Here is a 25852-nt window from a genome sequence, read left to right on the forward strand (position 1 = left end):
TGGAAAGCCCTCCCCATCCCGGCCACGCTCGAACATTGCGATTAACCGACAGACATCAGGAGAGCTCAATCCCATGACCGTAGAGGCCAACAAAGAAACTCTGGGATTCCAGACGGAAGTCAAACAGCTGCTGCAGTTGATGATCCACTCCCTGTACTCCAACAAGGAAATCTTCCTGCGCGAGCTTATCTCCAACGCCTCGGACGCCGAAGACAAACTGCGTTTCGCGGCGTTGAAAGATGAAAGCCTGTACGAGGGCGACCAGGAGCTCAGCATCCGCCTGGACTACGACAAAGACGCCGGCACCGTTACCCTGACCGACAACGGCATCGGCATGACCCGAGACGACGTGATCGCCAACCTGGGCACCATCGCCAAATCCGGCACCGCTGAATTCCTCAAGCAGCTGTCAGGTGACGAGAAGAAAGACAGCAAGTTGATTGGCCAGTTTGGCGTGGGCTTTTACTCCGCCTTTATTGTCGCCGACAAAGTGGAGGTTAAAACCCGCCGTGCCGGCGCATCCGCCAACGAAGGCGTGCACTGGGAATCCAAAGGGGACGGTGAGTTCACTATCGAGCAAATCGAGCGCGAGCAGCGGGGTACGGAAATCACCCTGCACCTGAAATCCGACGCCAAAGAATTTGCCGACGGTTTCCGCCTGCGCAACCTGGTGAAGAAATACTCCGACCACATCTCCTTCCCGGTGATCATGAAATCCGAATCCGAGGAAGAGGACAAGAAGGGCGAAGATGAAACCGTCAACGACGCCACCGCGCTGTGGACCCTGCCGCGTACCGAGATCAAGGACGAGGAGTACAAGGAGTTCTACAAGCACATCGCCCACGACTTCGAAGATCCGCTGACCTGGTCCCACAACAAGGTCGAAGGCAAGCTGGATTACACCAGTCTGCTGTACATCCCCAAGCGCGCGCCGTTTGATCTGTACAACCGCGAGGCGCCGCGCGGCCTGAAGCTCTACGTGCAGCGCGTGTTCATCATGGACGACGCCGAGCAGTTCCTGCCGCTGTACCTGCGCTTCACCAAGGGCGTGATCGACTCCAATGACCTGTCGCTGAACGTTTCGCGGGAAATCCTGCAGAACGACAGCACCGTTGAGAGCATCCGCACCGCCATGACCAAGCGCGTGCTGGACACCCTGTCCAAGCTGGCCAAGAAACAGCCGGAGGACTACCAGACTTTCTGGAACGAGTTCGGCACCGTGCTGAAGGAAGGCCCGGCCGAGGACTTCGGCAACCGTGAGAAGATCGCCGGCCTGCTGCGCTTCGCCACGACCCATACCGGCGAGTCCACCCAGGATGTGTCCCTGGATGACTACATCGCCCGCATGAAGGAAGGCCAGAACAAGATCTACTACATCACCGGTGACAACTTCAGTGCCGCCAAGAGCAGCCCGCACCTGGAGGTGTTCCGCAAGAAGGGCGTGGAAGTGCTGATCCTGTCCGACCGTATCGATGAGTGGATGATGACCTACCTAAGCGAATACGACGGCAAGCAGTTCCAGGACGTGGCCCGCGGCGATCTGGACCTGGGTGAAGTGGAAACCGAGGAAGACAAGAAACACCAGGAGGAAGCCGCCGAAGAGCACAAGGCCCTGGTTGAGCGTATTCAGAACGCCCTGAAGGACCAGGTGCAGGAAGTACGGGTGACCAACCGCCTGACTGACTCGCCTGCGTGCCTGGTGGTGGGCCAGTTCGATATGGGCGCCCAGATGAAGAAGATCATGGAAGCGGCCGGCCAGAAGGTGCCGGAAAGCAAGCCGATCTTTGAAATCAACGTGGAGCACCCGCTGGTTCAGCGTCTTGAGAAAGAGCAGGGCGACGAGCGCTTCAACGAGCTGTCTGCAGTGCTGTTTGACCAGGCCACCCTGGCCAGCGGTGAGCAGCTGCAGGATCCGGGCGCCTACGTCAGCCGCCTGAACCGCCTGCTGCTGGAAATGGCCAACTAAGGCACACCATGCAGCAGATCATCGTGGACATCAGCATCAGCCCGGATGAGTGGATCAAGCTCTATCAGGGCCTTGCCACCGATGTCCACACCACGGCCCGGGACGGACGTTCCGTCCGCTTCCCGGCCCGTATCCTTTCCCGCTTTTTCCTCAAAGATGGCATTCGCGGCAGTTTCCGTATTCTGTTTGACGATGCCGGCAAGTTCGTTCGTATTGAACGCCTCTGACCTGCCTTCCTTTTTTATCCATTAATAAATTCTTTTAGAAATTTATTCTTAATTAATTGTATCTCGGTCGCGTTCCGGGGTTACCGTAGAACTGTTATCGTTAAACAGGAGTTGTTCTATGTCAGCCCTGATGACAATGACCTCGGTAGCATGGAGTGATTCTCTCGGGATTCTGGCGGATTACTACGGCAATTTTGCCATGACGTGGTAAATAAGCCGGAAACAAAGCTGCCATCGGCAGATGCAAGAAAGTTATAGCAATTCACTATGCTTGCGTTAGAAAAGATTCAAGCAGCAGAAAGTGGATGATCTATATTTAGTGGTGTTTCGAACACGCACAAGTTGTTTTATCAAACGCAGTGATAACAGGAGAGTGTGATGACTCAGAATAATAGTGGTGGCAAGTGTCCGGTCATGCACGGTGGTAACACCGAGACCGGCCACAGCAACATGGATTGGTGGCCGGAAGCACTCAATCTGGACATTCTTCACCAGCACGACCGCAAGACCAACCCGCTGGGTGAAGATTTTGATTACCGCGAAGAAGTGAAGAAACTGGACTTCGACGCCCTGAAAAAAGATCTTCACGCTCTGATGACCGACAGCCAGGAGTGGTGGCCGGCTGACTGGGGACACTACGGTGGCCTGATGATCCGTATGTCCTGGCATGCGGCCGGTACCTACCGGATTGCCGACGGCCGTGGTGGCGGTGGTACCGGTAACCAGCGTTTTGCCCCGATCAACTCCTGGCCTGACAACGTCAGCCTGGACAAGGCCCGCCGTTTACTGTGGCCGATCAAGAAAAAGTACGGCAGCAAGATCTCCTGGGCTGACCTGATCATTCTGGCTGGTACCGTGGCTTATGAGTCCATGGGGCTGCCGTCATTCGGCTTCTCCTTTGGCCGTGAAGATATCTGGCATCCGGAAAAAGACATCTACTGGGGTGCTGAAAAAGAATGGCTGGCGCCGTCCGATGAGCGTTACGAGGACGTTGATAAGCCTGAAACCATGGAAAACCCGCTGGCAGCCGTCCAGATGGGCCTGATCTACGTGAACCCGGAAGGGGTTAATGGCCAGCCGGACCCGGCCAAAACCGCCGAACAGGTTCGTGTGACCTTCGCGCGCATGGCAATGAATGACGAGGAAACCGCGGCATTGACCGCCGGCGGCCACACAGTAGGTAAATGTCATGGTAACGGTGACGCAGAGGCGCTTGGACCAGAGCCTGAAGCCGCAGACGTGGAAGAGCAGGGCTTTGGCTGGAAAAACCCCAACATGAAGGGCAAGGCCGCCAACGCGGTGACCTCCGGTATTGAAGGCGCCTGGACCACCCATCCGACCAAATTCGACATGGGCTACTTTGATCTGCTGTTCGGCTACGAGTGGGAGCTGAAGAAGAGCCCCGCTGGCGCCTGGCAGTGGGAGCCGGTGAACATGAAGGAAGAAGACAAGCCGGTGGATGCCACCGATCCTTCCGTTCGCCACAACCCGATCATGACCGACGCGGACATGGCCATGAAGGTGGATCCGAAGTACCGCGCCATTTGTGAGAAGTTCATGGCGGATCCGGAGTACTTCAGGGACTGCTTCGCCCGTGCCTGGTTCAAGCTGACCCACCGGGACCTGGGTCCGAAGACCCGTTACATTGGTCCCGAAGCGCCGTCTGAAGACCTGATCTGGCAGGATCCGGTACCGGCCGGCAGCACCGATTACTGTGAGGAAGTGGTTAAAGAGAAAATTGCCGAAAGCGGTCTGTCGATTGCCGACATGGTCAGCACAGCGTGGGACAGCGCCCGTACCTTCCGTGGTTCCGATAACCGGGGTGGCGCGAACGGCGCCCGTATCCGCCTGGCTCCCCAGAAAGACTGGGAAGGCAACGAGCCGGATCGCCTGGCGAAGGTCCTGAAGGTCTATGAGCAGATTTCTGCCGAAACCGGTGCCAGCGTGGCTGACATCATCGTCCTCGCCGGCAGCGTGGGTATCGAACAGGCAGCGAAGGCAGCGGGCCACGACATTCGTGTGCCGTTCCTCAAGGGCCGTGGCGATGCGACTGACCAGATGACCGATGTGGATTCCTTTGAGCCGCTGGAACCGTTGGCCGATGGTTTCCGTAACTGGTTGAAAAAGGATTACATCGTCAAGCCCGAGGAGATGATGCTTGACCGCGCCCAACTGATGGGTCTGACGGCACCGGAAATGACCGTACTGGTTGGTGGCATGCGTGTACTCGGCACGAACCATGGCGGCACCAAACACGGTGTGTTCACCGACCGTGAAGGCCAGCTCACGAATGACTTTTTCGTGAACCTGACCGACATGGCCTACACCTGGAAGCCTGCGGGTAATAACGTCTACGAGATCCGTGACCGTAAGACCGATCAGGTCAAGTGGACCGCCAGCCGGATTGATCTGGTGTTTGGTTCCAACTCCATCCTCCGCTCTTATGCGGAAGTGTATGCCCAGGACGACAACGAAGAGAAGTTCGTGAAAGACTTCGTTAAGGCCTGGACCAAGGTGATGAACAACGACCGTTTCGAGGTTCAGGCGTAAATCACCGGATAGATACCGGGCACCCTGTTTCGGGGTGCCCGGCTATTTTCTCACCGTTATTTCTCTTACAATCCGCTCCACTTTCTGCTCTCTTCGAGCCACCCGCCAATACCTGTGGAGCCTGCATGCGAATTATCCTCGCCCCGATGGAAGGGCTGGTTGATGCCCCGATCCGCGAAACGCTGACCCGCGTGGGCGGTATTGATCGGTGCGTGACCGAATTTATCCGGGTGACCCACGGCATGTTGCCACCCCGGGTTTTCTATAAATACGCTCCCGAACTTTATAAACAGGCTTTGACCGATGCCGGCGTACCGGTGGCGGTGCAACTGCTGGGTTCCAACGCCGAAATGATGGGCCGCCATGGCGCTAAAGCCGCCGAACTTGGGGCCGGGCAGGTGGACATCAATTTTGGTTGTCCCGCCAAGACCGTGAACAAACACAAGGGTGGTTGTGTCCTGATGCGTGAGCCGGAATTAATGCACGACATTGCTCTGGCCGTGCGCAAGGACACGCCGGCCAATGTGCCGGTGACGGCGAAAATGCGCCTTGGCTACGACGACCGTTCCATGGGCGTGGCCTGTGCTCAGGCGTTGGAAGCCGCCGGAGTGGCGGAAATTGTCGTCCACGCCCGCAGCAAGGTGGATGGCTACAAGCCACCGGCCTACTGGGAGGAAATTGCCCGGGTGCGCGATGCGGTGGACACCCGTGTGATTGCCAACGGGGAAATCTGGACGGTTGCCGATTACTGGCGTTGTCGGGAAGTGTCCGGTTGCGAGGATGTCATGATCGGCCGCGGGCTGATCGCCCGGCCGGATCTGGCTGCGCAAATCAAGGCTTCACAGCAAGGTGAGGATTGTGAGCCCATGGGCTGGGGTGAAGTCACCGGACTGGTGGAGGACTATGCCCAGGCTCTGCAGGCCCGGCTTGAAGACCGCTACGTGACAGGTCGAATCAAGCAATGGCTCAATTACTTGCGGCAGGGGTTCCCGGAGGCTGAGGCACTGTGGCCACGCGCCCGGAAAATCCGGGAGGTCGCTCCCATGCTGGCCTGTCTGTCACAGGCTCACCATTAAAGACGAACGACCAGGCGGTTCGGATGAAAGGTGGCGTTCAGGTTACCCCATGGGCGCGGAAGTGTTCCACATACGCCTTGTCGACTTTCAGGATGTGGTGGGTCAGCCACTCTTTGAGCAGACTCAGGGTTTCGTCGCCGGCCGATTCTCCGCTTTCATGACGGTCGATCAGGTCCATGATCTGACTGGTGAACTTGTTATGTTCCGCTTTGTGAGCCTCGGTTTCGGGGTAGCCCAGGCGGTTGAACAGGTCTTCCTCGACAATAAAGTGGTTCATGGTGTAATCCATGAGAGATTCCAGAATGTCGCCCACATGTTGGTCGCTGGCCCCGGCCTCCATGGCGTCGTATAGCTCATTCGTGGTATCCACCAGCCACTTGTGCTGCTCGTCGATTTCCCCGATTCCAACCTCCAGTTCTTTACTCCACGGCCAGAACGTCATCGGTGTGCCTCTCCTGAATGTCTGAATTCCTGATTTTTTTAATACTTCCAATCTTCATCCTATGATTGCGACAGGTTTTAAATATTGACAGACATCAATAGAAAGGCCGCTGGTGACCAGACCAATGGATAACAGGCTTTTTAACGTAGCTGTAAAAACGGCGTGAATTCATGGACTAACCGGGCACGTTTCACGCTCCAGTAATGCCTTTTTGCGTGCCAGCCCCCAGCGATAACCGCCGGGTGTGCCGTCGCTACGTACGACCCGGTGGCAGGGAATGAGAACGGCAATGGTATTGGCGCCACAGGCGTTGGCAACTGCCCGTGTGGCCTTGGGTTTGTTCAGTTGCCTGGCCAGCTCGGTGTAGGTCCGCGTTTGTCCCGGTGGTATCTCCCGGATGGCCTGCCAGACCTCCTGCTGAAATGACGTGCCCTGGAGGTCCAGGGTGAGGGTTGGCATTGGGGTTCCCGGGTTTTCGATAGCAGCAAGAACCCGTTGCAGGTCTTTTCGCCGGGCACTGTCAACGGGTGTGATCCGCTCGCCGGACAGTTGTTGTACAAGGTGGGCTTTCAATTCTGACTGTGAGTCAAACGGTTTTAGGCTGGATAAACCGTTTTCGGTCCAGACCGCCAACATAGGGCCAAGAAAACAGTGATCAGTAGCGTAATACAAAGCCTGGTTGGATGGGGTTGGCATGGGGTGCCTCTGATCTGTCGGTTATTTATTGCGTACCCGTACAGATGATCACGAAATCGCGGCTTGTGCAAACATCGTGTAAAGGCCTCGCCACGCGCTTGAAAACCGTCGTCAAGGGTGCAGAATGACCCGCATTCCAGTATTTCCGGTCCAACCTCGGAACAGGATTTCCATGTTCAAATACTCTCCAACCCCCAGGCCTTTCTGGGCACTGTTGCTGGCCGTTCTCATTACCGGCTGCTCAACCTACCCGGATATCACAGACAACACACCCGAACTTGTGCCGGCTTTCTCCCGTACCGGCAGTTCGCAGCTTCCCGACCAGTGGTGGCGGGCGTTTAACGATCCGGAACTGAACGGGCTGGTGGCGCGGGCTCTGGATGGAAACCTCGGTCTGCAGGCCAGTTACCAGCGTCTTTTGCAGGCCCGGGCGGCGGCTGATCAGCAAGCGGCTGGTCTGTTTCCCTCCCTGGACGCCAACCTTGGCACTGAAAGGCGCGAATCCGAGAGCACCGGTACCGACCGTTTCAGTGCCGGGTTGAGCGCCAGCTATGAGGTGGATTTATGGGGACGTGTGCAAGCCTTGTCGGAAGCTGAAGATTTGCGGGCCCTGGCCAGCGAGGCCGACTATCAGGCGGCGGCCATTTCGTTGTCTGGTGAAATTGCCAGCAACTGGTTTGAACTGGTGGAGCAGCAGGCACAGCGGGCGTTGGCGGAACAGCAGTTGTTGGTGAATCAAAACCTGCTGACAGTGATTGAGGCGAGCTTCTCTGCCGGTCAGGCCGGTGCCGCCGATGTCCTGCGCCAGCGCCAGCTGGTGGCATCGTCAGAGGAACAACTGACCAACCTGGCCGGTGACATTGCCGTGCTGGAAAACCAACTGGCGGTATTGCTCGGCGAGGCGCCAACGCGGGTCTCCCTGCCGGACAAGGAGGCGCTGCCTGAGCTTCCTCCCTTGCCGGATACCGGTGTTCCGGGCGAGCTTGTTCAGCGCCGGCCGGATGTCCGGCAGGCCTGGCGTCTGGTGCAGGCGGCTGACCGGGAGCTGGCGGCTGCGATCAGTAATCGCTTTCCCCGGTTGTCGCTGGAAGCGTCAGTGAGCGACGAGGCGACCAACGCCAGTGAACTGTTTGACGACTGGCTGGTAACGTTGGCTGGCAACCTGCTATTGCCGGTGATTGATGGCGGAGAGCGCCGGGCCGCGGTTACCAGCGCTGAGGCCGGCTTGCGGGAGCGGGTACACGAATACCGGGAGGCAGTGCTGGTTGCCATTCAGGAGGTGGAAGATGCACTCGCCCGTGAGCGCCAACAGCAGCAGCGGCTGGCCAGTCTGGAACGACAAACGGACCTGGCCCGTGCCAGTTACCGGCAATTGCGCCGGCGCTATATGAACGGTGCGGTCAGCTACACCGATGTTCTGAGCGCGCTCAAGGATCAGCAGGACCTGCAAAGAACCCAACTGACCGCGCGCCAGCAATTGCTCAATTATCGTGTGGCTTTGTACCGCGCACTTGCCGGCCGGATTGACCGGCTGACACCGGATTCATCAACCCCGACCAATCGCAGCGAAAAGGACCAGGCATGAGTCATCCCGTCGACGAAACCGCGGCAAGGCCCGAACGGGGCCGCGCAGGACCCTTTAAAACCGCTTTTGTCAGTGTGCTGATCGTACTGGCTGGTATTGCCCTGATCTGGTTGATTTTCAAAACCGAACCCACCGCCACACGCAAGGATGCCTCGCGGGAAACCGCCATGCTGGTGGACGTGCAAACCGTTGAGCGGGGCGAGTATCGGCCGACGATTGAGGTTATGGGGCGGGTGATGCCGGCCCGTGAAGTGACCCTCAGTGCCCGGGTGTCCGGACAAGTGATTGAGCAGGCGGAGTCGTTTACACCGGGGCGGCATGTGAGCGAGGGGGAGCCGTTGTTGCGCATTGACCCGGCGGACTATGAAGTTGCGCTGGAGCAACGGCGTAGCGAACTGCAGCAGGCCCTAGCGGATCTTGAGCTGGAGAAGGGCCAGCAGGCCGTTGCCCGGCAGGAATTCGAGTTATTGGGTGAGAGTATTCCCGCTGACAATGAGGCGCTGATTCTCCGGGAACCACAACTGAAACAGGCTCAGGCCGCAGTCGCATCCGCACGGGCGGCGGTGCGTCAGGCGGAGCTGGACCTGGCCCGCACCCGTATCCGCGCGCCTTTTCCCGCCCAGGTTCTGTCCCGTGAGGTAACCCGGGGCTCGCAAGTCAGTACCGGTGAAAGCCTGGGCCGTCTGGTCGCAACTGACCGGTACTGGGTGGAAGCCACCGTGCCCATGGCACGGCTGCAATGGCTGCAGTTTGACACCACTCCTGGCGAGTCCGGTGCACAGGTGTCCCTGAGGCAGGACAACGCCTGGCCGGCCGGTGAAACCCGAATCGGCAGATTGGGCCAGATGGTGGGTGAGCTGGAGGACAGCACTCGCATGGCACGGGTGCTGATTACCGTGGATGACCCGCTTGCGCTGGCTGCCGCGAAAGACAAGCCACCCTTGATTCTGGGCAGTTTTCTGAGTGCCGAGATCCAGGCACGCCCGCTCAGTGACGTGGTGCGTCTGGAGCGGAACCTGGTGCGACGGGAAAACACAGTCTGGGTCATGGAAGACCGAAAGCTGGCGATCCGGGAGGTAGGCATCGCCTTCGAGGACGAAACCTACGCCTACATCGACAGTGGCCTTGAGGACGGCGATCAGGTCATCACCAACAACCTGTCGTCTGTGGTCAAAGGTGCGCGGCTTCGTCTGGAGGGGGACTCCCAATGAGTGAGGCTCCCAAGCGCCAGGGTTGGGTTGGTCCGATCGAGTGGATGGCCCGCAATTCCGTGGCTGCCAACCTGATGATGATTCTGCTGCTGGTGGGCGGTCTCTGGATGGCGTCCAACGTGCAGAAAGAAGTGTTTCCCGAGTTTGACCTGGATGTGGTTCAGGTCACCGTCAGTTACCCCGGCGCCTCGCCTTCGGAAGTGGAGCAGGGCATTCTCCTGCCGGTGGAAGAGGCGGTACAGGGTATACAAAGCATTGAGGAAATGTCCTCCACGGCCCGGGAGGGCAGCGGCAACATTCAACTGGAACTTGTGTCCGGTACCAACCGTATGCAGGCATTGCAGGATATCGAACAGGCGGTTGATCGGGTTCGCACTTTCCCTGAACAGGCCGAGGAGCCGGAAGTACGGCTGGTGACGCCAACCCGGGACGTGTTGGAGCTGGTGCTGTACGGCGATGTGGATGCCTGGACACTGCGTCAGTTGGGCGAGCAGGTCCGTAACCGGTTGCTGGCGGAAGACAATATCACCCAGGCGGACATCAACGATGTGCCGGCCTACATGACCAGCGTGGAAATTTCCCGGGACACCCTGAGGGAGTTCAATCTGACCCTGACCGAGGTGGCCAACCGCATAGAGCAGTCCAGCCAGGACATTCCGGCGGGCTCCATGGAAACCGCCAACGGCGACATCCTGTTGCGCCTGAAGGAGCGGAAGCAATGGGCCGAGGCCTTCGAAGGGATTGTCATCGTCAATGCCGACTCTGGCGGTTCCGTGACTCTTGGTGATATTGCCACTGTTCGGGACAGTTTCGAGGAAGACGGCTTTCATTCCCGTTTTAACGGCCAGCCCTCGGTGGAAATTGAGCTTTTCCGTACCGGTGACCAGTCACCACTGGACATTGCCGAGTCCGCTGAAAAGGTCATGGCGGAGCTGGATGAAACCCTGCCGGAAACCGTCAAGCTGCGCATCGACAGTAACCGCGCCGAACATTTTGAAGACCGCATGAACATGCTGCTGGAAAACGGTGTGATGGCCATGGTCATTGTGCTGGTGATTCTCAGCCTGTTCCTGGAATACCGTCTGGCGTTCTGGATCATGATGGGTATGACCATCTCGTTTGTGGGCAGTGTGTTCTTCCTGCCGGCGATGGATGTCAGTATCAACATGATTTCCATGTTCGGCTTTTTGATGGTGCTGGGTATCGTAGTGGACGACGCCATTGTGGTGGGGGAGAACATCTACGAATACCGGGAACAGGGAATGACCTTCATGCAGGCCGCTATCAAGGGCACCCGGGACATTGCCGGCCCGGTGACATTCAGTATTCTGACCAACATTGTGGCTTTCCTGCCACTGCTGTTCATTCCAGGCACCACCGGCAAGTTCTGGTGGCCTCTGGGCGTGGTGGTGATTCTGGTGCTGGCCATTTCGCTGTTTGAAGCCCTGTTCATCCTGCCTGCTCATCTGGCCCACAGCGGGCGTGGCAGCGTGACGGTTTATGGCCGGGCCATGCATGCCGTACAAAGGGTCTTCTCACGGGGATTCGAGGCGGTGGTCGACAAAGGTTACCGGCCGCTGTTGGATCTGTCTTTGCGTTTTCGCTATGTCACTTTGACAGCGGCGCTAACCATCATGGTGGTTTGTGGTGCTTACGCCACCAGTGCCCACATGGGCATGATCATGATGCCGGAATCGCCGGCCGATGAAATTGAAGCCAATGTGCGCCTGCCCGTGGGCACCACCGCCACCCGGGCCGGTGAGCTGGCCATGGCCATTACCCGTGACACGGAGCGCCTGTTCGAGGAATACGACCTGGGTCGAAATGCTGAAGGCATCAAGACCAACGTGCGTGGCGAAAACTACATTGATGTCGAGCTGGTGCTGCGCCCCGAACAGGAGCGTGACATGTCGGTCAGCGACATTGTCGAGTTGTGGCGCAATGAGCTGAGTGACTTCAAGGGTGTCGATGAAATCACCATCTCCGCCGAACAGGGCCCCGGCAGTTGGCGGGATGATATCAGTGTCGACTTGAGCCACACCGATATCGATACCCTGGCGCGGGCCAGCGAACGGTTTTTCGAAGAACTGGAACAGATTGGTGAAACCCGGAATGTGAACGACAGTTACACCGCCGGCAAGCCACAGTTCGATATTACGCTCAATGAGCAGGGCCGGGCTCTGGGACTGACCGGCGCGGAAGTCGGACAGCAGTTGCGAGACGCTTTTTACGGCGCGGTTGCCCTGCGCCAGCTCCGGGGCATCAATGAAAACGAGATCCGGGTGCGCCTGCCGGAGCGCGAGCGCCAGGACCTCTACCACCTCGACAACTTTGTGGTTCGTACCAGTGATGGAACCGAGGTGCCGTTGATGGAAGTGGCGGATATGTCCATTGCCGAATCCTTCCGCTCGATTGATCGGCGTGATGGCCGGCGGGTGATTACCGTGGGCACGGATGTGGAACCGAAGGCCGCCACCGGCCAGGTGTTAAGCGTGATTCAGGAAGACCTGCTGCCGCAACTGCGGGCCGATTTTCCCGGCCTGACCTGGAGTTTCCAGGGTAGCCAGGCCGACATGCGTGAATCCACCGGCGCGCTCTGGGGTGGCTTTGGTCTGGCCATGGGGGTCATCTTTGCGCTCCTGGCCGTCGCCTTCGGCAGTTATCTGCAACCGCTGGTGGTCATGCTGGCCATTCCGTTTGGTGCCGTGGGCGCGATCATCGGCCATATGATACTGGGCATGGAGCTCTCGCTGGTCAGTATCATGGGGATTGTGGCGCTGTCCGGGGTAGTGGTGAACGATTCACTGATCATGATTACCTATGCCAACCGGCAGCGTGAGCGGCTGGGGGCCGCGCAGGCCATTTATGAAGCCGGTCTGCGACGTTTCCGGCCCATTGCTCTGACCACACTGACCACCTTCGGTGGCCTGGCTCCGATCATTACGGAAACTTCCCTGCAGGCCATCTACCTGATTCCCATGGCGGTGTCGTTGGGCTTCGGTATTGTGTTTGCCACCGCTCTGATTCTGTTTCTGGTGCCCTGCCTGTACCTGGTACTGGAAGACCTCAAAAGCGGGGTGCGGCGCTTAATGGCTGGCGGTTCCGGAAAACAGGTTGATCACCAGCACGCCTGACAGAATCAGCCCCATGCCAAGGATGGCCGGGGCATCGAGTTTCTGCTGGAAAACCAGCCACCCGATCAGCGAAATCAATACGATACCCAGGCCGGCCCATACCGCATAGGCAATGCCTACTGGAATTACTTTGATGGCCAGGGCAAGGAAATAAAAAGCCACCACATAACCGATGACAACCACGGTCGTCGGGCCCAGGCGGGTAAAGCCTTCGGAAGATTTTAGTGCGGAGGTGCCGACCACCTCTGCGATAATGGCCAGCGCCAGAAACAGCCAGCTTTGCATGACAGATCAGCCTTGAGTGGAGGGTTGCTTATTGGGTGTAAGGTGCAGTTGGCATGAAAAAGGCCCGGGAGCACTATGCCGCCGGGCCTTTGCTTGTACGGTGATTCAGCGTGTTTCGTTTAACCGCACTTGAATATCCCACCAAAAAACTGGATACATAACGTGGTGAGTGAGTGAGTAAGAGGGTTTGAGTTGTACCGTGCATATTTTAATGGATACCTTTGGTTTTACTGAATCTGGATACTTTTTAGGTTAAGGGTTTTCAAAACAGTAACCTATGGTGTTTTTTGAATCTTGGTGGTTAGATGATGTCAAGAGAACGACCAGGAGGAAGTTTCTGATCAAAAATTATCGAGCGAAATTTTGATCGCTTCTGCTCCTCGGAGAACGTATCGGTTCTTTGTGCCATGACCCGCAACAATGAATACAGGCGAAAAATCGCTGAGTTGCAGTTTCTTTAAGGAAACCGCAATTATACCAAGAAGTAGATTACCGAGTTCCTTGATACCGTGGAACAAGCGATCCTGGAGCGTACTCACGGCAGAGTACCGACTTGCCGGGTAGCGTTGCTGCGGTTATCAGGGGCTTCGCCAGCCCCTCTCAGCTTCGCTGATTCACCCCCGCAGGTATTTGACGAAGAAGACACGGCGCTATAACTTGATAGTGCGGTACAGGGAGAGGTCCCGATGGCCGTGGAGAAGACAAGCGGCCCTTGTGGCCGCTTTTCTATTCATGAGCCTGAGCTTTTAAAACCAGGATTGATGAACTGCTATGAAAGTGGGATTTTCGGGTATCCGAGTCGCTCCCAAGACGCGTAACGCTACGATAGCTGGTGATGACATCACACTTTGGCCGCTCCGGTCGCGAAGCGAACATTCAGGCGTACTTTTTCGCAAATACGCCCCCAGCCTCCCTCTTTACCAGCCTGGAATTTAACCTGACTGATGTTCCTCAAGGCTTCCGAGAAAACGTGTGGTTAAGTCTCGCCGGAAAGCGTCTCGATTATCCGGCAGTCCATGATCACCCCGCCTTCGCAACACTTGCTCAGCCTCTCCAACTCCTGCTCCATCGCACGCAGATCTTTCAGTCGAGAGCGCACCTGCTCCAACTGCTGATCCACCTTGGCGTCCACACCAGCACAGGACTCCTGCTGCCGGTCAGCCAGCGACAATAGCTCCCGGATGTCATCAAGGCTGAATCCAAGACTCCGGCTTCGCCGAATAAACACCAAACGCGAATGATCCGCTGTCGAGTATATGCGGTAGCCCGACGCCGAGCGACTGGCTTCCGGTAACAACCCGATTTTTTCGTAGTAGCGGATGGTCACCGGCTTGATGTCGGTATCTTGGGCCAACTGACCAACCGTGTAGCTTTTCTTGCTCATCACCATTGACCTTATAGTTACTATAACCCCTAGTGTATCGCCATAGTTCAAAATTTAGGAGGCTTCGTCGTGGACAGTTGCTGTGAGAACAAGGCCGGCGAATTGGCGCAACTCAGATCGAGCCAGAGCCGGGTGCTTTATATTGCGCTTGCGATTAACGCGGTGATGTTCGTCGTGGAATTCAGCGCTGGCTGGATTGCGGCTTCCACCGCACTGCTTGGCGATTCCCTGGACATGTTTGGCGACGCGTCCGTCTACGCGCTGACGCTGTTCGTGCTGGAGAGAAGCCGTCGCGCCCGTGCCGGGGCTGCCCTGTTCAAAGGCGGGTTCATGCTGTTGTTCGGGCTCGTGGTTGTTGCCGACGCGATAAGGAAGGTGCTGATTCAAGAGCTTCCCGCTGCGGACTGGATGGGCGCGGTTGGCGTTCTTGCCTTGCTGGCCAACGGCGTGTGTTTCGCGTTGCTCTATCGCCACCGGGCAGACGATCTCAACATGCGCTCCACCTGGCTTTGCTCCAGGAACGACCTGTGCGCTAACAGCAGTGTGATCATTGCCGCAGGACTGGTCGCGGTCACCAACACACTCTGGCCGGACATTATTGTGGGCCTTGCCATTGCCGCGCTTTTCCTGCACTCCGCCTGGCAGGTCATCCGCGAAGGTATGCAGGAATGGCGTGCCGGTGGCGCAGAAGCCGCCGATCAATCCTGCGAAGCGCCGGCTGAGACCTCAGGCGATAGCTGCTGCTCTTCTTCGAAAAGCGCTTGTGGCAGTCAATCGGGAGAGCCATCCCGGTGACCAATACTAGCCAGACGATTCCATGGGGACTGCTGCTGACGGCCTGGCATGACGACCCAGAGGTTTTCAGCGCATGGGAAGCAGCGGAGGCAGCCGGCCTCGATCTGGTCCAGGCGCGTGCAGACATGCAATCCGACCGAATCAACGCCATTCTTGAAAAGGACTCGGAAGACTGGGTTGATACCTTGCAAGCCTGGGCCAACAAAAAGTTGACCGATATGGCAGAGGAACTGGCCGATGAATAATGAACTCAAGGCGTACTACCTGACAGAGCTGGCCGCCGCCGTTGACGCTGAAAATAAGGGCGATATCGATACAGCGTTCAGACATCTGGAACGGGCTCATATTCTGAGCCAGAAGTTCGCGTTTGCCCATGCGGCAACGCACTTGCGCATGCTCCGGCTGGGCTGGAAAACGCGCGATACCCGAGAGGTTTTCGGGCAGATGGCGCGGGCAATGGCGGCGTTGCTGGTGTCACGCATCTGGGTGCCTGTTGGCAACACGGGGCGTGCGAACGTCAGCGCATTTGAACCAATGGCCGTGCCGGAAGACTTGGCGAACGTTCTGGGACACCAGAAGTCTTCCAACAGGTAATTGAAGGACACCATCTGATGATCACACTCTGCCTCCAACACCATGCAAAGCGCTTTGCATCCATGGCATTGATGACGCTGGCAATCCTCCTCAGTGGCTGCATGGGCGAGGATGCGCCGGATTGGCACGGGACAGACATCAGCGGCGTAATGCCCAAGCTTGAATTCAATTTGACCGACAGCCGGGGAACCTCGGTTTCAGGCGACGATTACAGTGGTCAGGTAAGAATGCTGTTTTTCGGATTTACCTCTTGCCCTGATGTTTGCCCCACCACCCTGCAAAAACTCAGTCAGGCCGTTAGCGGCCTGAGCCCGGAAGACAAGGAGGAGGTACTTACATTGTTCGTCAGTGTCGACCCGGAGCGCGACACGCCCGCACGGCTGGCAGAGTACGTCAATTTTTTTGGTGAAAGGATCGTCGGGCTCACCGGCAAAGCCGCTGACCTCCGAACGCTCACCCAGCGATACCGGACCACGTTCGGGCATGAAGAACCGGACGCAGAAGGTGATTACGCCGTTACTCACAGCGGTGCAGTCTATGTGTTTGATCGGGAGGGTAATCCTCGCCTGCTTATGCGACCGGAAGATTTGAGCGCTCAAGCCATTCGGCAGGACCTTGTTGCCCTGCTTGAAGAGGATTCCTGAATGACTTGAAGCTCTGGAGGAAAGCTATGACTCGAATATTCGCTTTTGTTTAAGTGGGAACAGGTGCGCGGCCAAAACTGGCGGCGTAGGTCACCAAAACCTGGCGTAGCTGCCAAAACATGGTGTCAAGAACACAGGCAGGCAAGCCTCCTGATGAGCTGTCGAGCAGGGGTTTAAAATTCCACACCAAGGTCGATGATGATCGGTGGGTTTGTCGGCTTGTACCTTTCTGTACACGTTGACGCGTTCGCGAACTTAATCCCATCGCTTTCGCGAACTCCAAACCCATATCCTTCGTGGATGTGACCGAAGATGTGGGCTTTAAGGTTTGGCAGACGATCGATAGTCTTCGCAAGCTCAAAACTACCGACACGTTCACCGAGATCAGGAATCCAGTCGAAGATCCCCAAGGGCGGGCCATGGGTAATCAAGACATTGGTGTCATTTGGCACAAGGGCCATCTTTTTGGCCATCAGATCCGGATGCGCATTAAACGACATGTTCCGGAAGAATGGAGTCCATGGACTGCCATGAAACTTGACGCCATTGATCACCGTGGACTCGTCTTCCAGGTAGATGACGCCGCAGTTCTCGCATTGCTCGCGCATCCACGGCCCGTAATCTTCGAAACAAAAGTCATGATTGCCGGCGATCAAAAGCTTGTAGCTGTGAGGAAGGGACCCAAGCCACTCGATAGCCTCGAAGCCTTTAGGGATACTCCCACTGCCGGTCAGGTCGCCTGCATGTATTAGCGCATCGCCATCGGGAATCGGCAACATTTTTTCATGCCGGCTGTGCGTGTCAGATATGCATACCAGTCTCATGAGCGCTTAGTACCGCGAGTTGATTCAGTCCGCATTAGTATGTCCTAAAACTGGATCTCAATCCTCTGACGTCGCCACATAAAATTACTGAAAGGAAACTCGAGCCGACTTGGTTCAGTTTGTCGATGATTGCATTAGGTCCGGAAGAGTAACGTTTCGACGAGCCGCAGAAGCGGGTGCCAGAATTGCCTCTTCTGCTGCTTTTCGATCACCGACAAGCACGACCTGATCTACGCCTCTTGTTATGGCGGTGTAAATTAACGTTTGATCCAGCAGGCGAGATCGCCGAATAGGGATAATAGCCCGGTTAAATTGGCTGCCTTGAGACTTGTGTACGGTGATTGAATAAGCGTGGGTCAGCGCTTCTAGTTGATGCGACTTGAGGGCGATTTCCGTCCCTTCGAAATCAACGATGCAGCAGTCCGACTGTTCGTTATTGACAGGCAGCGCTGAGACAATGCGGCCTAAAGATCCATTTCGTAAGTCAATGGCGTAGTCGTTTTTGGTGAACATGACCAGGTCGCCAACGGAGAGAAGCACACGCTCGAGGGTCATGCCTTGTACCACCCCGAACTCTGAGTTAAAGCAAAATACTGGTTCTGCATCGCGTTGAAGGTGGTCCCGGAACAGTTGGTTAATGTGCTGGACGCCTCCATTCCCGGATCGGGTGGTGGAGAGTACTTGAACGCTGTAGTCAGTTCCGGTCCCTCCAAGCTGTCGATATAGGCGCTGAACCGTTTGGTCCAGGGAATTCTCCGGGCACTCAATCATTGAAACCCCGTTTCCGATTCCTTCGAACTCAGCAAAGCTGGGAATCTGGTGAGATCTTACTGCTGAGGCTACCAACGGAATCCCGCTGGCTTCGGATTGGCGTTTTACCACTTTTAACTCGGTCTGCGGAATAGAAGGGTGTCCCGCAAGCGCGTGCAAAACAAGTCCTGGGCCTATCGGTGGGAGTTGGCTCGGGTCTCCGACGAGCACTAGCTGTGTGCCCGGTGGAATGTGTGCTAAGAGCCGATAGAAGAGGATCACGTCCACCATGGAAACTTCATCCACTACGACCAGCGATCCCTCACCAAGCATGGTTTCTTCCACCGAGTGGAGAAATGCTGCAATCGTCATTGAGCCCCGGCCTGTGGCTTCGCTCATTCGCTGTGCGGCCCGGCCTGCAAGTGCGACCTGAAAGATGGCGGTGCCTGGTGAAACGGCTTCTACGGCCTCGTAGAGGGCCTTCAGGACAGTTGTTTTGCCGGTTCCCGCACCGCCTAAAATTAAGCTGGCGTTGGAGGTAACGCTGCATTGAACTGCTTGTTTCTGTTCCAAAGAAAGCTCGAAGCCTTGTGCCTGTTCGTACTGCCCGATGGCTGATTCAACGGACTCGTGACTCGGAGCCCCGGTTTGAAAGATTGATCCTTGGGAGGCGTTTTCACCCTCAATGATTTCATGGAGTCGCTGAGCGACTTGGCTCTCAATGATATAGGTGCCTGCTGACTGATAGCGGTCTGATACCTTGCGGTATTGGGTGCTTTCTCCCAATGCCAGAGCTTGATCCACCAGGTCTTTTTTCAGCAATAGCCGGTTAACCGCTTGCCGTAGATTGGTTTCCGGAAGACAGGTGTGGCCGTTGGAAAGGCCACGGTACAAGGCTTCCTCAACAGCGGCTTCTAGGCGACGGTGATCGTTTTCGGAGACACCGAATCGATTCCTTGCGAGCCCGTCTACGATTTTCCATTTCGCTTCAAAGCTGATCAGGAGGTAAGGATTGGATTCGACTTTATCTCGGGCCTGATCGCCATAGCAGGAGATGACCTTTTGGCCGATTGAACGGTTAATGCCCATTTGATCGAGCCAAAGCAGGACCTCTCCAACATTGTGTTGCTGGAAAGCATGACAGATTAACTGAGCTGACTCCTCAGTAACGACGGTGGTAAGTGCAGGAATTTCCCGCTGTTCTATCAGGTTGATCAGATCGGGTCCAAAGCGGTCGTAAAGTTTGCGAGCTTTAACGTGACCAACCCCGGTAATGTTAGGGTTTTCGGCGATCCAGGCAATGATGTTTTGACCTGATGGCCGGAGGATTCTAGCCGTCTCTGCGTAGATTTGACGATCATGCTTGACGGACCCCTTGATGACTGTTTTCGTCATCTCGACTGGGCCCTCTACATGCCAGCGCTGCCCCTTGGAAGGAAAGCTTGAATCGGGAATCAGCTTCCAATTGCATTGAGCGATATACCGAATTCCCTCCGGGCTAGTCCCGGCCATAATAACACCACCGATTCTACCTCGACTTAAGATCGATGTGATGGTCAACTCGACTGACAGATCTGTCATGGACGCACCATCCGACCGGTCTCAGTCAGGTGTTTTTCGATCATTTCGTAGCGTTTGAGCTTTGCGCGGAGTTCCATCAGTTCGGCAGAGAGAGCCGCATTTTTTTCCTCAAGGGCCTTAATGCGCTTTTGCGCTTTGTCGTTAATTAGGATGATGCGATCATCAGTGGCTCTCTCTGAGGACGTAGAGGTGGCCTGAGACGACGATTCGCCACATGGACTGGGGATTATGCCGGAATCGGCTAATTCCTTCTCTAGGGCCTCAAGATCGCCTTTTACGGTTGGATTCTGGCGAAGGACGGACGTTGCGAAGCCGCATTCTTTGGCGATGTCGGTGCGATTGAGCTGCCGCCCGCGAAGGTAATCTTTCCAGTCCCCGGCGGCTTTGCGTTCTTCAATCCAATCCTTGAACTTTTTAATGTTTGCGGCTGCTATTTGTTGGCCACTCGCCATAGTTACTTGCGCTCCTTCAGTGGGACGACATTGCTCTGCCGCGATGATGTGGGGGCCTCTCCGCCACACAGCAGGCAATGGCCAGCATTAGCGCTCTCCGCCTCGACAATAGGCCGAATCAAATGTGCCGCCTCAATTGAGTTGGCGTGGAGGCGCTCATAGATATTTGCGCAATGGGACCGTAAGGCGAGGATAGTCTTCTCTCTTTCCTCAATCTGTTCCTTGAGGCGAGCGTTCTGTTCGCGCAAGTGCTCGATGGTGGCATTGCCATCGACCATTCTCCGGCGGGCGTCCAGGTCGGCTATAACCTTCTCTACAAGGTCGTCGTGAGCCCTCAAGGTCTTGCGTGTTGTCGGGACTTGCTCAGCCACTTTAGTCGCGTTGTAGGTGAAGCTTTCGCCAGCTCGCTTTGCCTCGGAAGCCAGCTCACGGATGACGGCCTCAATCCGGCGCTCAAGGGCTTCCCCACGTAGTTGGCGCTTACCAGTTTTCTTCATCACACATGTCCTATTCAATCTCGACTGCCGGAATCCGGTTAAGCACCACACCGACGTTCGTTCGAACGCGCTTGAAGTGATCAATCTGGGGTGACTCCTCGAACCCCTGCACTTCAATGGCGTCAATGATTAAATCAGCCTCCCTGGCGATTCGTTGCAGCTCCTGAACGTGCTCCTTGTTGCCGGGATCTACAGTCAAGTGCTCACAGGGGCCGGGATCTTCTGTTTCGCAGCTGAAACAGCTTAAATTGTGAGGGCATGGGGCCGTGCTCCAATCCAGCATGCATACGCCGTGAGGCATTGGATTCACCATCCGGACGACAGCTGCTAGGTATTCTTCCGCCTCCTCTCTGGCGAACTCAGCCAGTGCGGCATAGGTATCGGTGGTATTGCCCACGGCAATTTTGTCACGGATGGCCTGCTTCATCCGTTCGGAGCGTTCCCGGTTGCTCGTTTGGTCATAAACAGCGTTTTGCTGCCTATGTTTGCGGTTGAAGATCAGTGCAATCTGATCCTCGGTTAGACCGCCATTCTGGTAGATGGTATTGAGCCAGTGGCGCACGTCATGAGTCGTAAATTTGACGAACTCTTCGTTTCGTGGATCAATGATCTCCAGGCGGGAGAAGACGCTGTCTTCGTGGTTGCCGGTCCCCCTTGATCGAGCTTCGCCTGCGAGCCAAGAAGAGAACTGACGGTCACCGACTACCGAAAACTCATCGGACTTGGTGCTACGAGTCTCGCTGAGTGCGTACTTCTGCGTCACTAGCAGGGCTTCGTAGGGGTAAATGACCGGTTTACCTTCGTTGGTTTTCAGCAATGGTCGCATTTCAAAGCTAAAGCGCTCTTCCAGCTCCAGGTTATGGTCCGGGGCCGCATAAACTTTGCCAGCCAACTGCGCTTCTTGTGCTTCATCCAAGATGTCGCGGACTACGTCTCTGGTCTTTTGCGGGATAAGAACAGAGGTGTGCTTTTCTAAATTCATGAAGGAAACCACTCGGAGATCCGTGTCCCAACTGGTTCGCTGTTGGCCCTTGTTCCTAGAGTTGGCGATAGCTGGTAATTCGCCTCTTTGAGCCGCCTCTTGTGCGGCTAAGAGCATGTAAAAAGTGCTTCTGTCGACCCCAAGGGCTCGGGCAGCCTTGGTTTTAATTCCACCGACTTCTTCGAGAGCGCCAATCGCATCAACAAAACATTGACCTTGGTTGTACCAGGCACCTTTGGGATTGATCATCAAGTGATTAGGATTACGGGTCCATTCGTGAGCCCATTGGGCAACGAAGTATCGTAACGCTTCTGGATCAGCATAGATTGCGGACCAATCGAGACCGGATTCTGAGCGCATGCGCTCAGCCACGGCCCGGGCATCTGACGTTAACTCGAAGAGGGCCTCTACAGCGTCCTCCACGACCTCTTTCATGCTCGGATGAATGGGGCGAGGCACTGGGAGCCCGCCCTTGGCTGGGTAGTGAAGAATTTGAAGATGGCCGCCCTCGCGGAGAAGGCAATTGGCTGGCAGGGCCATCAGTTCGCTGATACGAAACCCCGTCGCCATCTGAATTGCCAAGACGTTTAGGAAGAACGCGTCTTTTGCTATGAGTTTCTCGTGATGCCTCGCTGCAATGAGGTCGCGGAATACCGTATCCGGAACCAGCTTGTTGGCCCTGCCTTCGTCCGTACCATATCGTCCATGTACTGCGGGGTTGGTGAGCCTGCTTTGATAGTCTAGCGAGAGGCCGAGGCTGACACCCAACCATGACGACGCCGCCTCCAGGTATCCCGATTGCCTAAATGCGGTGCCCTCACCGTACCTCTCAGAAATCAGTTTCTCTGCCTGGTAGAAGTCATCGGTTTTGAACGTGAGTATTGGGCGCGCACCCAGAACCTCAGCCAGCACTGTCAGGACATTAATTTTGCTATCTGCTGTTCCTTTACCTGTTTTCTTCTTGAGCCGACCGTCTAGTACCCACAACTTGGTCAGGCTCCGAAGTTCCGTGTGAGTGATGCCGGAGAATCGCAGGATAGCGCTTCGTCTTCTGGCTACCCCGCGAGTTAACCAGTCAATAACCTCCCATTCATCGTCCTGAAAGGAAGCACCTTGCGGGAGTTCCTCTAACAAAGGGGAGACTTTGTCTATCAGAACAGTATTGGCTGGAATCTCAGAAAGCCATTGCCTGAGTTCAGTTGCATTCATACTGCTGCATCCCCGTTAACTGCTTCTGCCTGCTGAACAACTTCCCGAATGGAGGCTGCGATCCGGTCAAAGTCTTTGTGGAGCTTACTCCGCTCCTTTCCTCCCTCAGCCTTGCTCCAGCGGGTCAGTTCTGACTCCACGTAATCCAAGGACTTTCGGTGATCTGCCTCTTTCCAGGCCAAAAAATGGGGGCAGCCGTTGTAACAGGCCCAGAAGGGATGCTTGGTGCAAGTCCCTTGCTTGCCACAGCCACCAACGACGGCAGGCACTGGGGCATCATTTGCAGGTGGCTCATGGAGGTTAACTGTGGGGATGGCGATGGCCTTCTTTCCAATATCATCGGTGATTGTCCCCTTGAAGAAGTAGGCTTCGCTCAGAATGGCGAAAACTTCACCGACGCCGCGATCTGTTGCTCTTTCGAGCGCTGGCATCAGGTCCGATCCCACGGCCTGAATATAGGCATCGCAGGTAAATGGTGAGTCATGCTCCAGAATTTCCTGAATTTGCTCCCTTGCTATCCCCTGGAGAGCCATAGCTGTGCCGCCCGTGTGGCGGATGCGGTAGGGCGTGAGGTTGATGACCTGACCTGTACGAGGGCTGATCAGCTCCTCGTTTCTTACCAGATTCTGGAGGCAGGTTTTACCGGACTGGGCATCTACCTGTCCGAACTGAACCCATCGGGGAGTTCCCTGGCGTCCGGGCAAAACCGCAAGCCGATTGACTTGCTCTTGAAGGGTCCGGATTTCTGGAATCTGGGAATATTCCTGTATGGCTTGTCCAAGTGACTCAGTGATTTGCCATACGCCAGGCCTCTCACCGGTTTGAGCCTTTGCTTTCGGTATACGCAGGAAATACTCGTCAGGCCCGTCGGAGGAGGGGACAACCCAAAGTGCATCCTTCGGCATTGACCAAATCTGGGAAGGTCTTTTGAGGGTTTCGGTCATGATTCGACCGAAAATTTTAGAGGCAATGACGTGGGGATGTTCATTGAGGTCCCAATGCTCAAGAAAGCCCCGGACTATTTCCCATTCAGCAGCGGTGAATGCACCTTTTTCTGGATTCCATTGTACTACATCTCGCAGTTGTACGACGTCGTTCCGCGCTCTCCAGTCCTTAATCTCTCGGGCCAGTCCGTAATCTGCTCCTGCAATGTTCTTCTCTGCACACTCCATGTAGATGGATCGAATTAGGCTTCTATCGAAACTGGTGAGAACGCTCCAGATCTCAAGAAACGAGGACGTGTCCAATAGGGCAAAGTCGTCCCCGAGAACTAGGCCGATATCCTCTGAAATCCGGAAAAATTTCCTGAGAGAAATTTCACACCTTGACAAATAGGAGGGTGAATTCGTGCGAAGGCGGTCTTTCAGAACGTCTTGGAGCGAAGATATGAGCTTCGGCGAAGCATCAATCTTACTCCAATCACAAATATGCTGATTGCCACTATAGGTGGCACTCCATGAGTCGCTGGAAACATCGATCCAAACTGGGTCCTCGGGATTAAACTCACACCGAACAAAAACGCGTCCATCTGGGTGCCTAAACAGCCCCGTTTCAAAATCTTCCGTCAGTTCAGAGCGTTCCATACGTTTCCACCGTGTTGCCAAATTTTCAAAGGAGTCTTGGCGCGCTCACGCCGTGCTCTTCGACTGTAAATGTCCAAACTGTCCGGGGACTCCCATCCACCCCAGACGATCAGATCCGCCATTCTTATCTTTTTCTCTTCGCGGTCTTGTATCTCAGCTGCTGCGGCATAAGCACGGTTAAAAAAAGCATGGCGAGCCAAATGCCAGTGGAAGTCCACTCCGGTTCCTTGTTTGATTTTTTGAGCGATTTTGCTGGCCATCTTTTGGGATAGTGGGTTGCCGCTCCGAGCAGTGATCAGGAATCTGTGTGGTAGATTAAAACGTTTCTTTTTCTTTCCCTTATGAATTACCGGAACGTATCGGTTCGTGGATACGTATTCGTTCACCAAATTGGGAAACCGTGAATTATCCAAGAGGATTCCCAAGTCTCTGGAAAGTGTCTTTGGGCGAGGGGGATCGCGGCGAGGATCAAAGTAATTCAGGTCTCTTTCCTCAATGCGCATAACCCGGAAATAAGGGGTACTACGAGTTGGGCAATCTTCGACCCGAAGTGCCAAGATTTCACCAATTCGTAAGCCAAACTCGATGGCTATTCGCCATATCAAATAGTCTCTGGTGGCAATGTCCCAACCAACTAAACCACTTCTGTTTTCAGGACGAAGGAAGCTCTCGATCTTCATGATTTCTTCGTCAGAAAGGTCCTCCGCAACGGATTCCTTTCGGATCTTTACGTTAAGTTCCTTCCAGATCCGCTTTTGGGCGCTAAGCAAGATCTCAAGATCGATGACACGCTTATGCTTGGTCTCTGACTCAGGTCGTGCAAACTGAGAAATAAACCAACGGCAGATTACAGAGCAACCCATGAGTGTGCTATTGAGTGTTTTGCGCTTGGTGTAGGGAAGCACGCCGTTATCCTGCATCCATCGTTTACGAAGCCACGCAGCGAAGGATCGGGCTTGAGGCTGTGTGAACCCCTCCCCCGATAGCAATTGGCGGTCCAGATCAACACCAACATCGTTTGCCCAGGTATACAAATGAACCAAGCGATCCAGGGCTTGTCGGCGTGTTTTGTGTGAATCGTGCTTATGGATTAGGTGGCACTCGTAAAGAGACGCGGCCTCAACCGGTGTCTCCTTCTTACGATCCACGATCATAAACCGTATCTCGCCAGATTCGCTGTGCGTAAACTGAACAATCTTATATGGCGATTTTTGGTGCTGGACAGATTGGATACTTAATCCCCCAAATTGGATAAATTAAAACCTAAAGGCCATTTAATACAATGGCTTGAGGAGGAATTGTTTATATATCCATTAGTATAGGGCGTTTAATCTGATTGGCAAGAGAAGTTGTCGAGTTTTGATAGATGAAGATATTCATAAAAA

At 55.5% G+C, this 25852-nt stretch carries 22 protein-coding genes; 11 read left to right on the plus strand and 11 right to left on the minus strand.

Annotated elements, in window-relative coordinates; genetic code table 11:
* Window positions 1–73: 73 nt before the first annotated feature.
* The 4 genes from htpG to BMZ63_RS11965 all read left to right on the plus strand — a co-directional run bounded on the left by htpG (window position 74) and on the right by BMZ63_RS11965 (window position 5819).
* The gene (gene htpG, locus BMZ63_RS11950; protein ID WP_091705802.1) at window positions 74–1966 is read left to right on the plus strand and encodes a molecular chaperone HtpG; all 1893 of its coding nucleotides are present in this window, start codon (window positions 74–76) and stop codon (window positions 1964–1966) included.
* Between the two features lie 8 nt (window positions 1967–1974).
* Complete coding sequence (locus BMZ63_RS11955) at window positions 1975–2193, plus strand: DUF2835 domain-containing protein (RefSeq protein WP_091705804.1); 219 nt, start codon at window positions 1975–1977, stop codon at window positions 2191–2193.
* Window positions 2194–2571: 378 nt separating this feature from the next.
* On the plus strand, window positions 2572–4743 hold the full coding sequence (katG, locus tag BMZ63_RS11960) for a catalase/peroxidase HPI (protein WP_091705805.1): 2172 nt from the start codon (window positions 2572–2574) through the stop codon (window positions 4741–4743).
* A 125-nt stretch (window positions 4744–4868) separates the two neighbouring features.
* Window positions 4869–5819 carry a tRNA dihydrouridine synthase gene (locus tag BMZ63_RS11965; RefSeq protein WP_091705807.1) on the plus strand — a complete coding sequence of 317 codons (951 nt, stop codon included), beginning with the start codon at window positions 4869–4871 and terminating at the stop codon, window positions 5817–5819.
* A gap of 37 nt (window positions 5820–5856) precedes the next feature.
* Here BMZ63_RS11965 and BMZ63_RS11970 read toward each other — a convergent pair whose 3' ends face one another.
* Window positions 5857–6261: a bacteriohemerythrin gene (locus BMZ63_RS11970; RefSeq protein ID WP_091705809.1), complete on the minus strand. Its 405-nt coding sequence runs from the start codon at window positions 6259–6261 to the stop codon at window positions 5857–5859.
* Window positions 6262–6429: 168 nt separating this feature from the next.
* Window positions 6430–6720: a methylated-DNA--[protein]-cysteine S-methyltransferase gene (locus BMZ63_RS15030; RefSeq protein ID WP_218141240.1), complete on the minus strand. Its 291-nt coding sequence runs from the start codon at window positions 6718–6720 to the stop codon at window positions 6430–6432.
* 409 nt (window positions 6721–7129) lie between these two features.
* Here BMZ63_RS15030 and BMZ63_RS11980 point away from each other — a divergent pair, with 409 nt between their 5' ends.
* From BMZ63_RS11980 to BMZ63_RS11990, 3 genes are read left to right on the plus strand one after another with little or no spacing between them, the layout of a single operon-like run.
* The gene (locus BMZ63_RS11980; protein WP_177187078.1) at window positions 7130–8542 is read left to right on the plus strand and encodes an efflux transporter outer membrane subunit; all 1413 of its coding nucleotides are present in this window, start codon (window positions 7130–7132) and stop codon (window positions 8540–8542) included.
* The gene (locus BMZ63_RS11985; RefSeq protein ID WP_091705814.1) at window positions 8539–9753 is read left to right on the plus strand and encodes an efflux RND transporter periplasmic adaptor subunit; all 1215 of its coding nucleotides are present in this window, start codon (window positions 8539–8541) and stop codon (window positions 9751–9753) included. The genes BMZ63_RS11980 and BMZ63_RS11985 overlap by 4 nt, the downstream gene beginning before the upstream one ends.
* The gene (locus BMZ63_RS11990) at window positions 9750–12887 is read left to right on the plus strand and encodes an efflux RND transporter permease subunit (protein ID WP_091705816.1); all 3138 of its coding nucleotides are present in this window, start codon (window positions 9750–9752) and stop codon (window positions 12885–12887) included. Before BMZ63_RS11985 ends, BMZ63_RS11990 begins: the two co-directional genes overlap by 4 nt.
* On the opposite strand, the gene BMZ63_RS11995 is transcribed toward BMZ63_RS11990, so the two are convergent.
* Together BMZ63_RS11995 and BMZ63_RS12000 are read right to left on the minus strand one after the other, a co-directional pair.
* Window positions 12840–13172, minus strand: coding sequence for an SMR family transporter (locus tag BMZ63_RS11995; RefSeq protein ID WP_091705817.1), 333 nt, complete (start codon window positions 13170–13172; stop codon window positions 12840–12842). The genes BMZ63_RS11990 and BMZ63_RS11995 overlap by 48 nt on opposite strands.
* A gap of 976 nt (window positions 13173–14148) precedes the next feature.
* A complete protein-coding gene (locus tag BMZ63_RS12000) occupies window positions 14149–14556 on the minus strand; it encodes a MerR family transcriptional regulator (protein ID WP_091705906.1) in 408 nt (135 codons plus the stop codon).
* Window positions 14557–14625: 69 nt separating this feature from the next.
* On the opposite strand from BMZ63_RS12000, the gene BMZ63_RS12005 reads away from it, so the two are divergent.
* From BMZ63_RS12005 to BMZ63_RS12020, 4 genes are read left to right on the plus strand one after another with little or no spacing between them, the layout of a single operon-like run.
* Entirely contained in the window at window positions 14626–15351 is a 726-nt protein-coding gene (locus BMZ63_RS12005; protein WP_091705819.1) for a cation diffusion facilitator family transporter, read from the plus strand.
* A complete protein-coding gene (locus BMZ63_RS15170) occupies window positions 15348–15596 on the plus strand; it encodes a thioredoxin domain-containing protein (protein WP_227663574.1) in 249 nt (82 codons plus the stop codon). The genes BMZ63_RS12005 and BMZ63_RS15170 overlap by 4 nt, the downstream gene beginning before the upstream one ends.
* On the plus strand, window positions 15589–15945 hold the full coding sequence (locus BMZ63_RS12015) for a DUF3703 domain-containing protein (RefSeq protein ID WP_091705820.1): 357 nt from the start codon (window positions 15589–15591) through the stop codon (window positions 15943–15945). The genes BMZ63_RS15170 and BMZ63_RS12015 overlap by 8 nt, the downstream gene beginning before the upstream one ends.
* Before the next feature lie 17 nt (window positions 15946–15962).
* Window positions 15963–16589, plus strand: a complete 627-nt coding sequence (locus BMZ63_RS12020) for an SCO family protein (RefSeq protein ID WP_227663573.1) — start codon at window positions 15963–15965, stop codon at window positions 16587–16589.
* 173 nt (window positions 16590–16762) lie between these two features.
* Here the strand turns inward: BMZ63_RS12020 and BMZ63_RS12025 are convergent, their stop codons facing one another.
* The 7 genes from BMZ63_RS12025 to BMZ63_RS12055 all read right to left on the minus strand — a co-directional run bounded on the left by BMZ63_RS12025 (window position 16763) and on the right by BMZ63_RS12055 (window position 25621).
* Window positions 16763–17413, minus strand: a complete 651-nt coding sequence (locus tag BMZ63_RS12025) for a metallophosphatase domain-containing protein (RefSeq protein ID WP_091705822.1) — start codon at window positions 17411–17413, stop codon at window positions 16763–16765.
* A 114-nt stretch (window positions 17414–17527) separates the two neighbouring features.
* Complete coding sequence (locus tag BMZ63_RS12030) at window positions 17528–19744, minus strand: AAA family ATPase (protein ID WP_091705824.1); 2217 nt, start codon at window positions 19742–19744, stop codon at window positions 17528–17530.
* Window positions 19741–20196 carry a VPA1267 family protein gene (locus tag BMZ63_RS12035; RefSeq protein WP_091705825.1) on the minus strand — a complete coding sequence of 152 codons (456 nt, stop codon included), beginning with the start codon at window positions 20194–20196 and terminating at the stop codon, window positions 19741–19743. Before BMZ63_RS12035 ends, BMZ63_RS12030 begins: the two co-directional genes overlap by 4 nt.
* A gap of 2 nt (window positions 20197–20198) precedes the next feature.
* Window positions 20199–20693: a hypothetical protein gene (locus BMZ63_RS12040; RefSeq protein ID WP_091705827.1), complete on the minus strand. Its 495-nt coding sequence runs from the start codon at window positions 20691–20693 to the stop codon at window positions 20199–20201.
* Between the two features lie 10 nt (window positions 20694–20703).
* Window positions 20704–22884: a helix-turn-helix domain-containing protein gene (locus tag BMZ63_RS12045; protein WP_091705828.1), complete on the minus strand. Its 2181-nt coding sequence runs from the start codon at window positions 22882–22884 to the stop codon at window positions 20704–20706.
* Window positions 22881–24467, minus strand: a complete 1587-nt coding sequence (locus BMZ63_RS12050) for a site-specific integrase (protein ID WP_091705830.1) — start codon at window positions 24465–24467, stop codon at window positions 22881–22883. The genes BMZ63_RS12045 and BMZ63_RS12050 overlap by 4 nt, the downstream gene beginning before the upstream one ends.
* Window positions 24449–25621 (minus strand): site-specific integrase, encoded by a 1173-nt coding sequence (locus BMZ63_RS12055; RefSeq protein ID WP_091705831.1) that lies wholly within the window; start codon window positions 25619–25621, stop codon window positions 24449–24451. The genes BMZ63_RS12050 and BMZ63_RS12055 overlap by 19 nt, the downstream gene beginning before the upstream one ends.
* Between the last annotated feature and the right edge of the window lie 231 nt (window positions 25622–25852).

This window comes from Marinobacter persicus (genome assembly GCF_900114155.1).
GTDB lineage: Bacteria > Pseudomonadota > Gammaproteobacteria > Pseudomonadales > Oleiphilaceae > Marinobacter > Marinobacter persicus.

Coding starts and splice junctions, on each gene's coding strand:
- katG (WP_091705805.1), top strand. CDS start 2,572: ATGACTCAGAATAATAGTGGTGGCAAGTGTCCGGTCATGCACGGTGGT.
- BMZ63_RS12035 (WP_091705825.1), bottom strand. CDS start 20,196: ATGGCGAGTGGCCAACAAATAGCAGCCGCAAACATTAAAAAGTTCAAG.
- BMZ63_RS11970 (WP_091705809.1), bottom strand. CDS start 6,261: ATGACGTTCTGGCCGTGGAGTAAAGAACTGGAGGTTGGAATCGGGGAA.
- BMZ63_RS12040 (WP_091705827.1), bottom strand. CDS start 20,693: ATGAAGAAAACTGGTAAGCGCCAACTACGTGGGGAAGCCCTTGAGCGC.
- BMZ63_RS12025 (WP_091705822.1), bottom strand. CDS start 17,413: ATGAGACTGGTATGCATATCTGACACGCACAGCCGGCATGAAAAAATG.
- BMZ63_RS11955 (WP_091705804.1), top strand. CDS start 1,975: ATGCAGCAGATCATCGTGGACATCAGCATCAGCCCGGATGAGTGGATC.
- BMZ63_RS12045 (WP_091705828.1), bottom strand. CDS start 22,884: ATGAATGCAACTGAACTCAGGCAATGGCTTTCTGAGATTCCAGCCAAT.
- BMZ63_RS15030 (WP_218141240.1), bottom strand. CDS start 6,720: ATGCCAACCCTCACCCTGGACCTCCAGGGCACGTCATTTCAGCAGGAG.
- BMZ63_RS12050 (WP_091705830.1), bottom strand. CDS start 24,467: ATGGAACGCTCTGAACTGACGGAAGATTTTGAAACGGGGCTGTTTAGG.
- BMZ63_RS12055 (WP_091705831.1), bottom strand. CDS start 25,621: ATGATCGTGGATCGTAAGAAGGAGACACCGGTTGAGGCCGCGTCTCTT.
- BMZ63_RS11980 (WP_177187078.1), top strand. CDS start 7,130: ATGTTCAAATACTCTCCAACCCCCAGGCCTTTCTGGGCACTGTTGCTG.
- BMZ63_RS12015 (WP_091705820.1), top strand. CDS start 15,589: ATGAATAATGAACTCAAGGCGTACTACCTGACAGAGCTGGCCGCCGCC.
- BMZ63_RS12030 (WP_091705824.1), bottom strand. CDS start 19,744: ATGACAGATCTGTCAGTCGAGTTGACCATCACATCGATCTTAAGTCGA.
- BMZ63_RS12000 (WP_091705906.1), bottom strand. CDS start 14,556: ATGAGCAAGAAAAGCTACACGGTTGGTCAGTTGGCCCAAGATACCGAC.
- BMZ63_RS12020 (WP_227663573.1), top strand. CDS start 15,963: ATGATCACACTCTGCCTCCAACACCATGCAAAGCGCTTTGCATCCATG.
- htpG (WP_091705802.1), top strand. CDS start 74: ATGACCGTAGAGGCCAACAAAGAAACTCTGGGATTCCAGACGGAAGTC.
- BMZ63_RS11990 (WP_091705816.1), top strand. CDS start 9,750: ATGAGTGAGGCTCCCAAGCGCCAGGGTTGGGTTGGTCCGATCGAGTGG.
- BMZ63_RS11985 (WP_091705814.1), top strand. CDS start 8,539: ATGAGTCATCCCGTCGACGAAACCGCGGCAAGGCCCGAACGGGGCCGC.
- BMZ63_RS11995 (WP_091705817.1), bottom strand. CDS start 13,172: ATGCAAAGCTGGCTGTTTCTGGCGCTGGCCATTATCGCAGAGGTGGTC.
- BMZ63_RS11965 (WP_091705807.1), top strand. CDS start 4,869: ATGCGAATTATCCTCGCCCCGATGGAAGGGCTGGTTGATGCCCCGATC.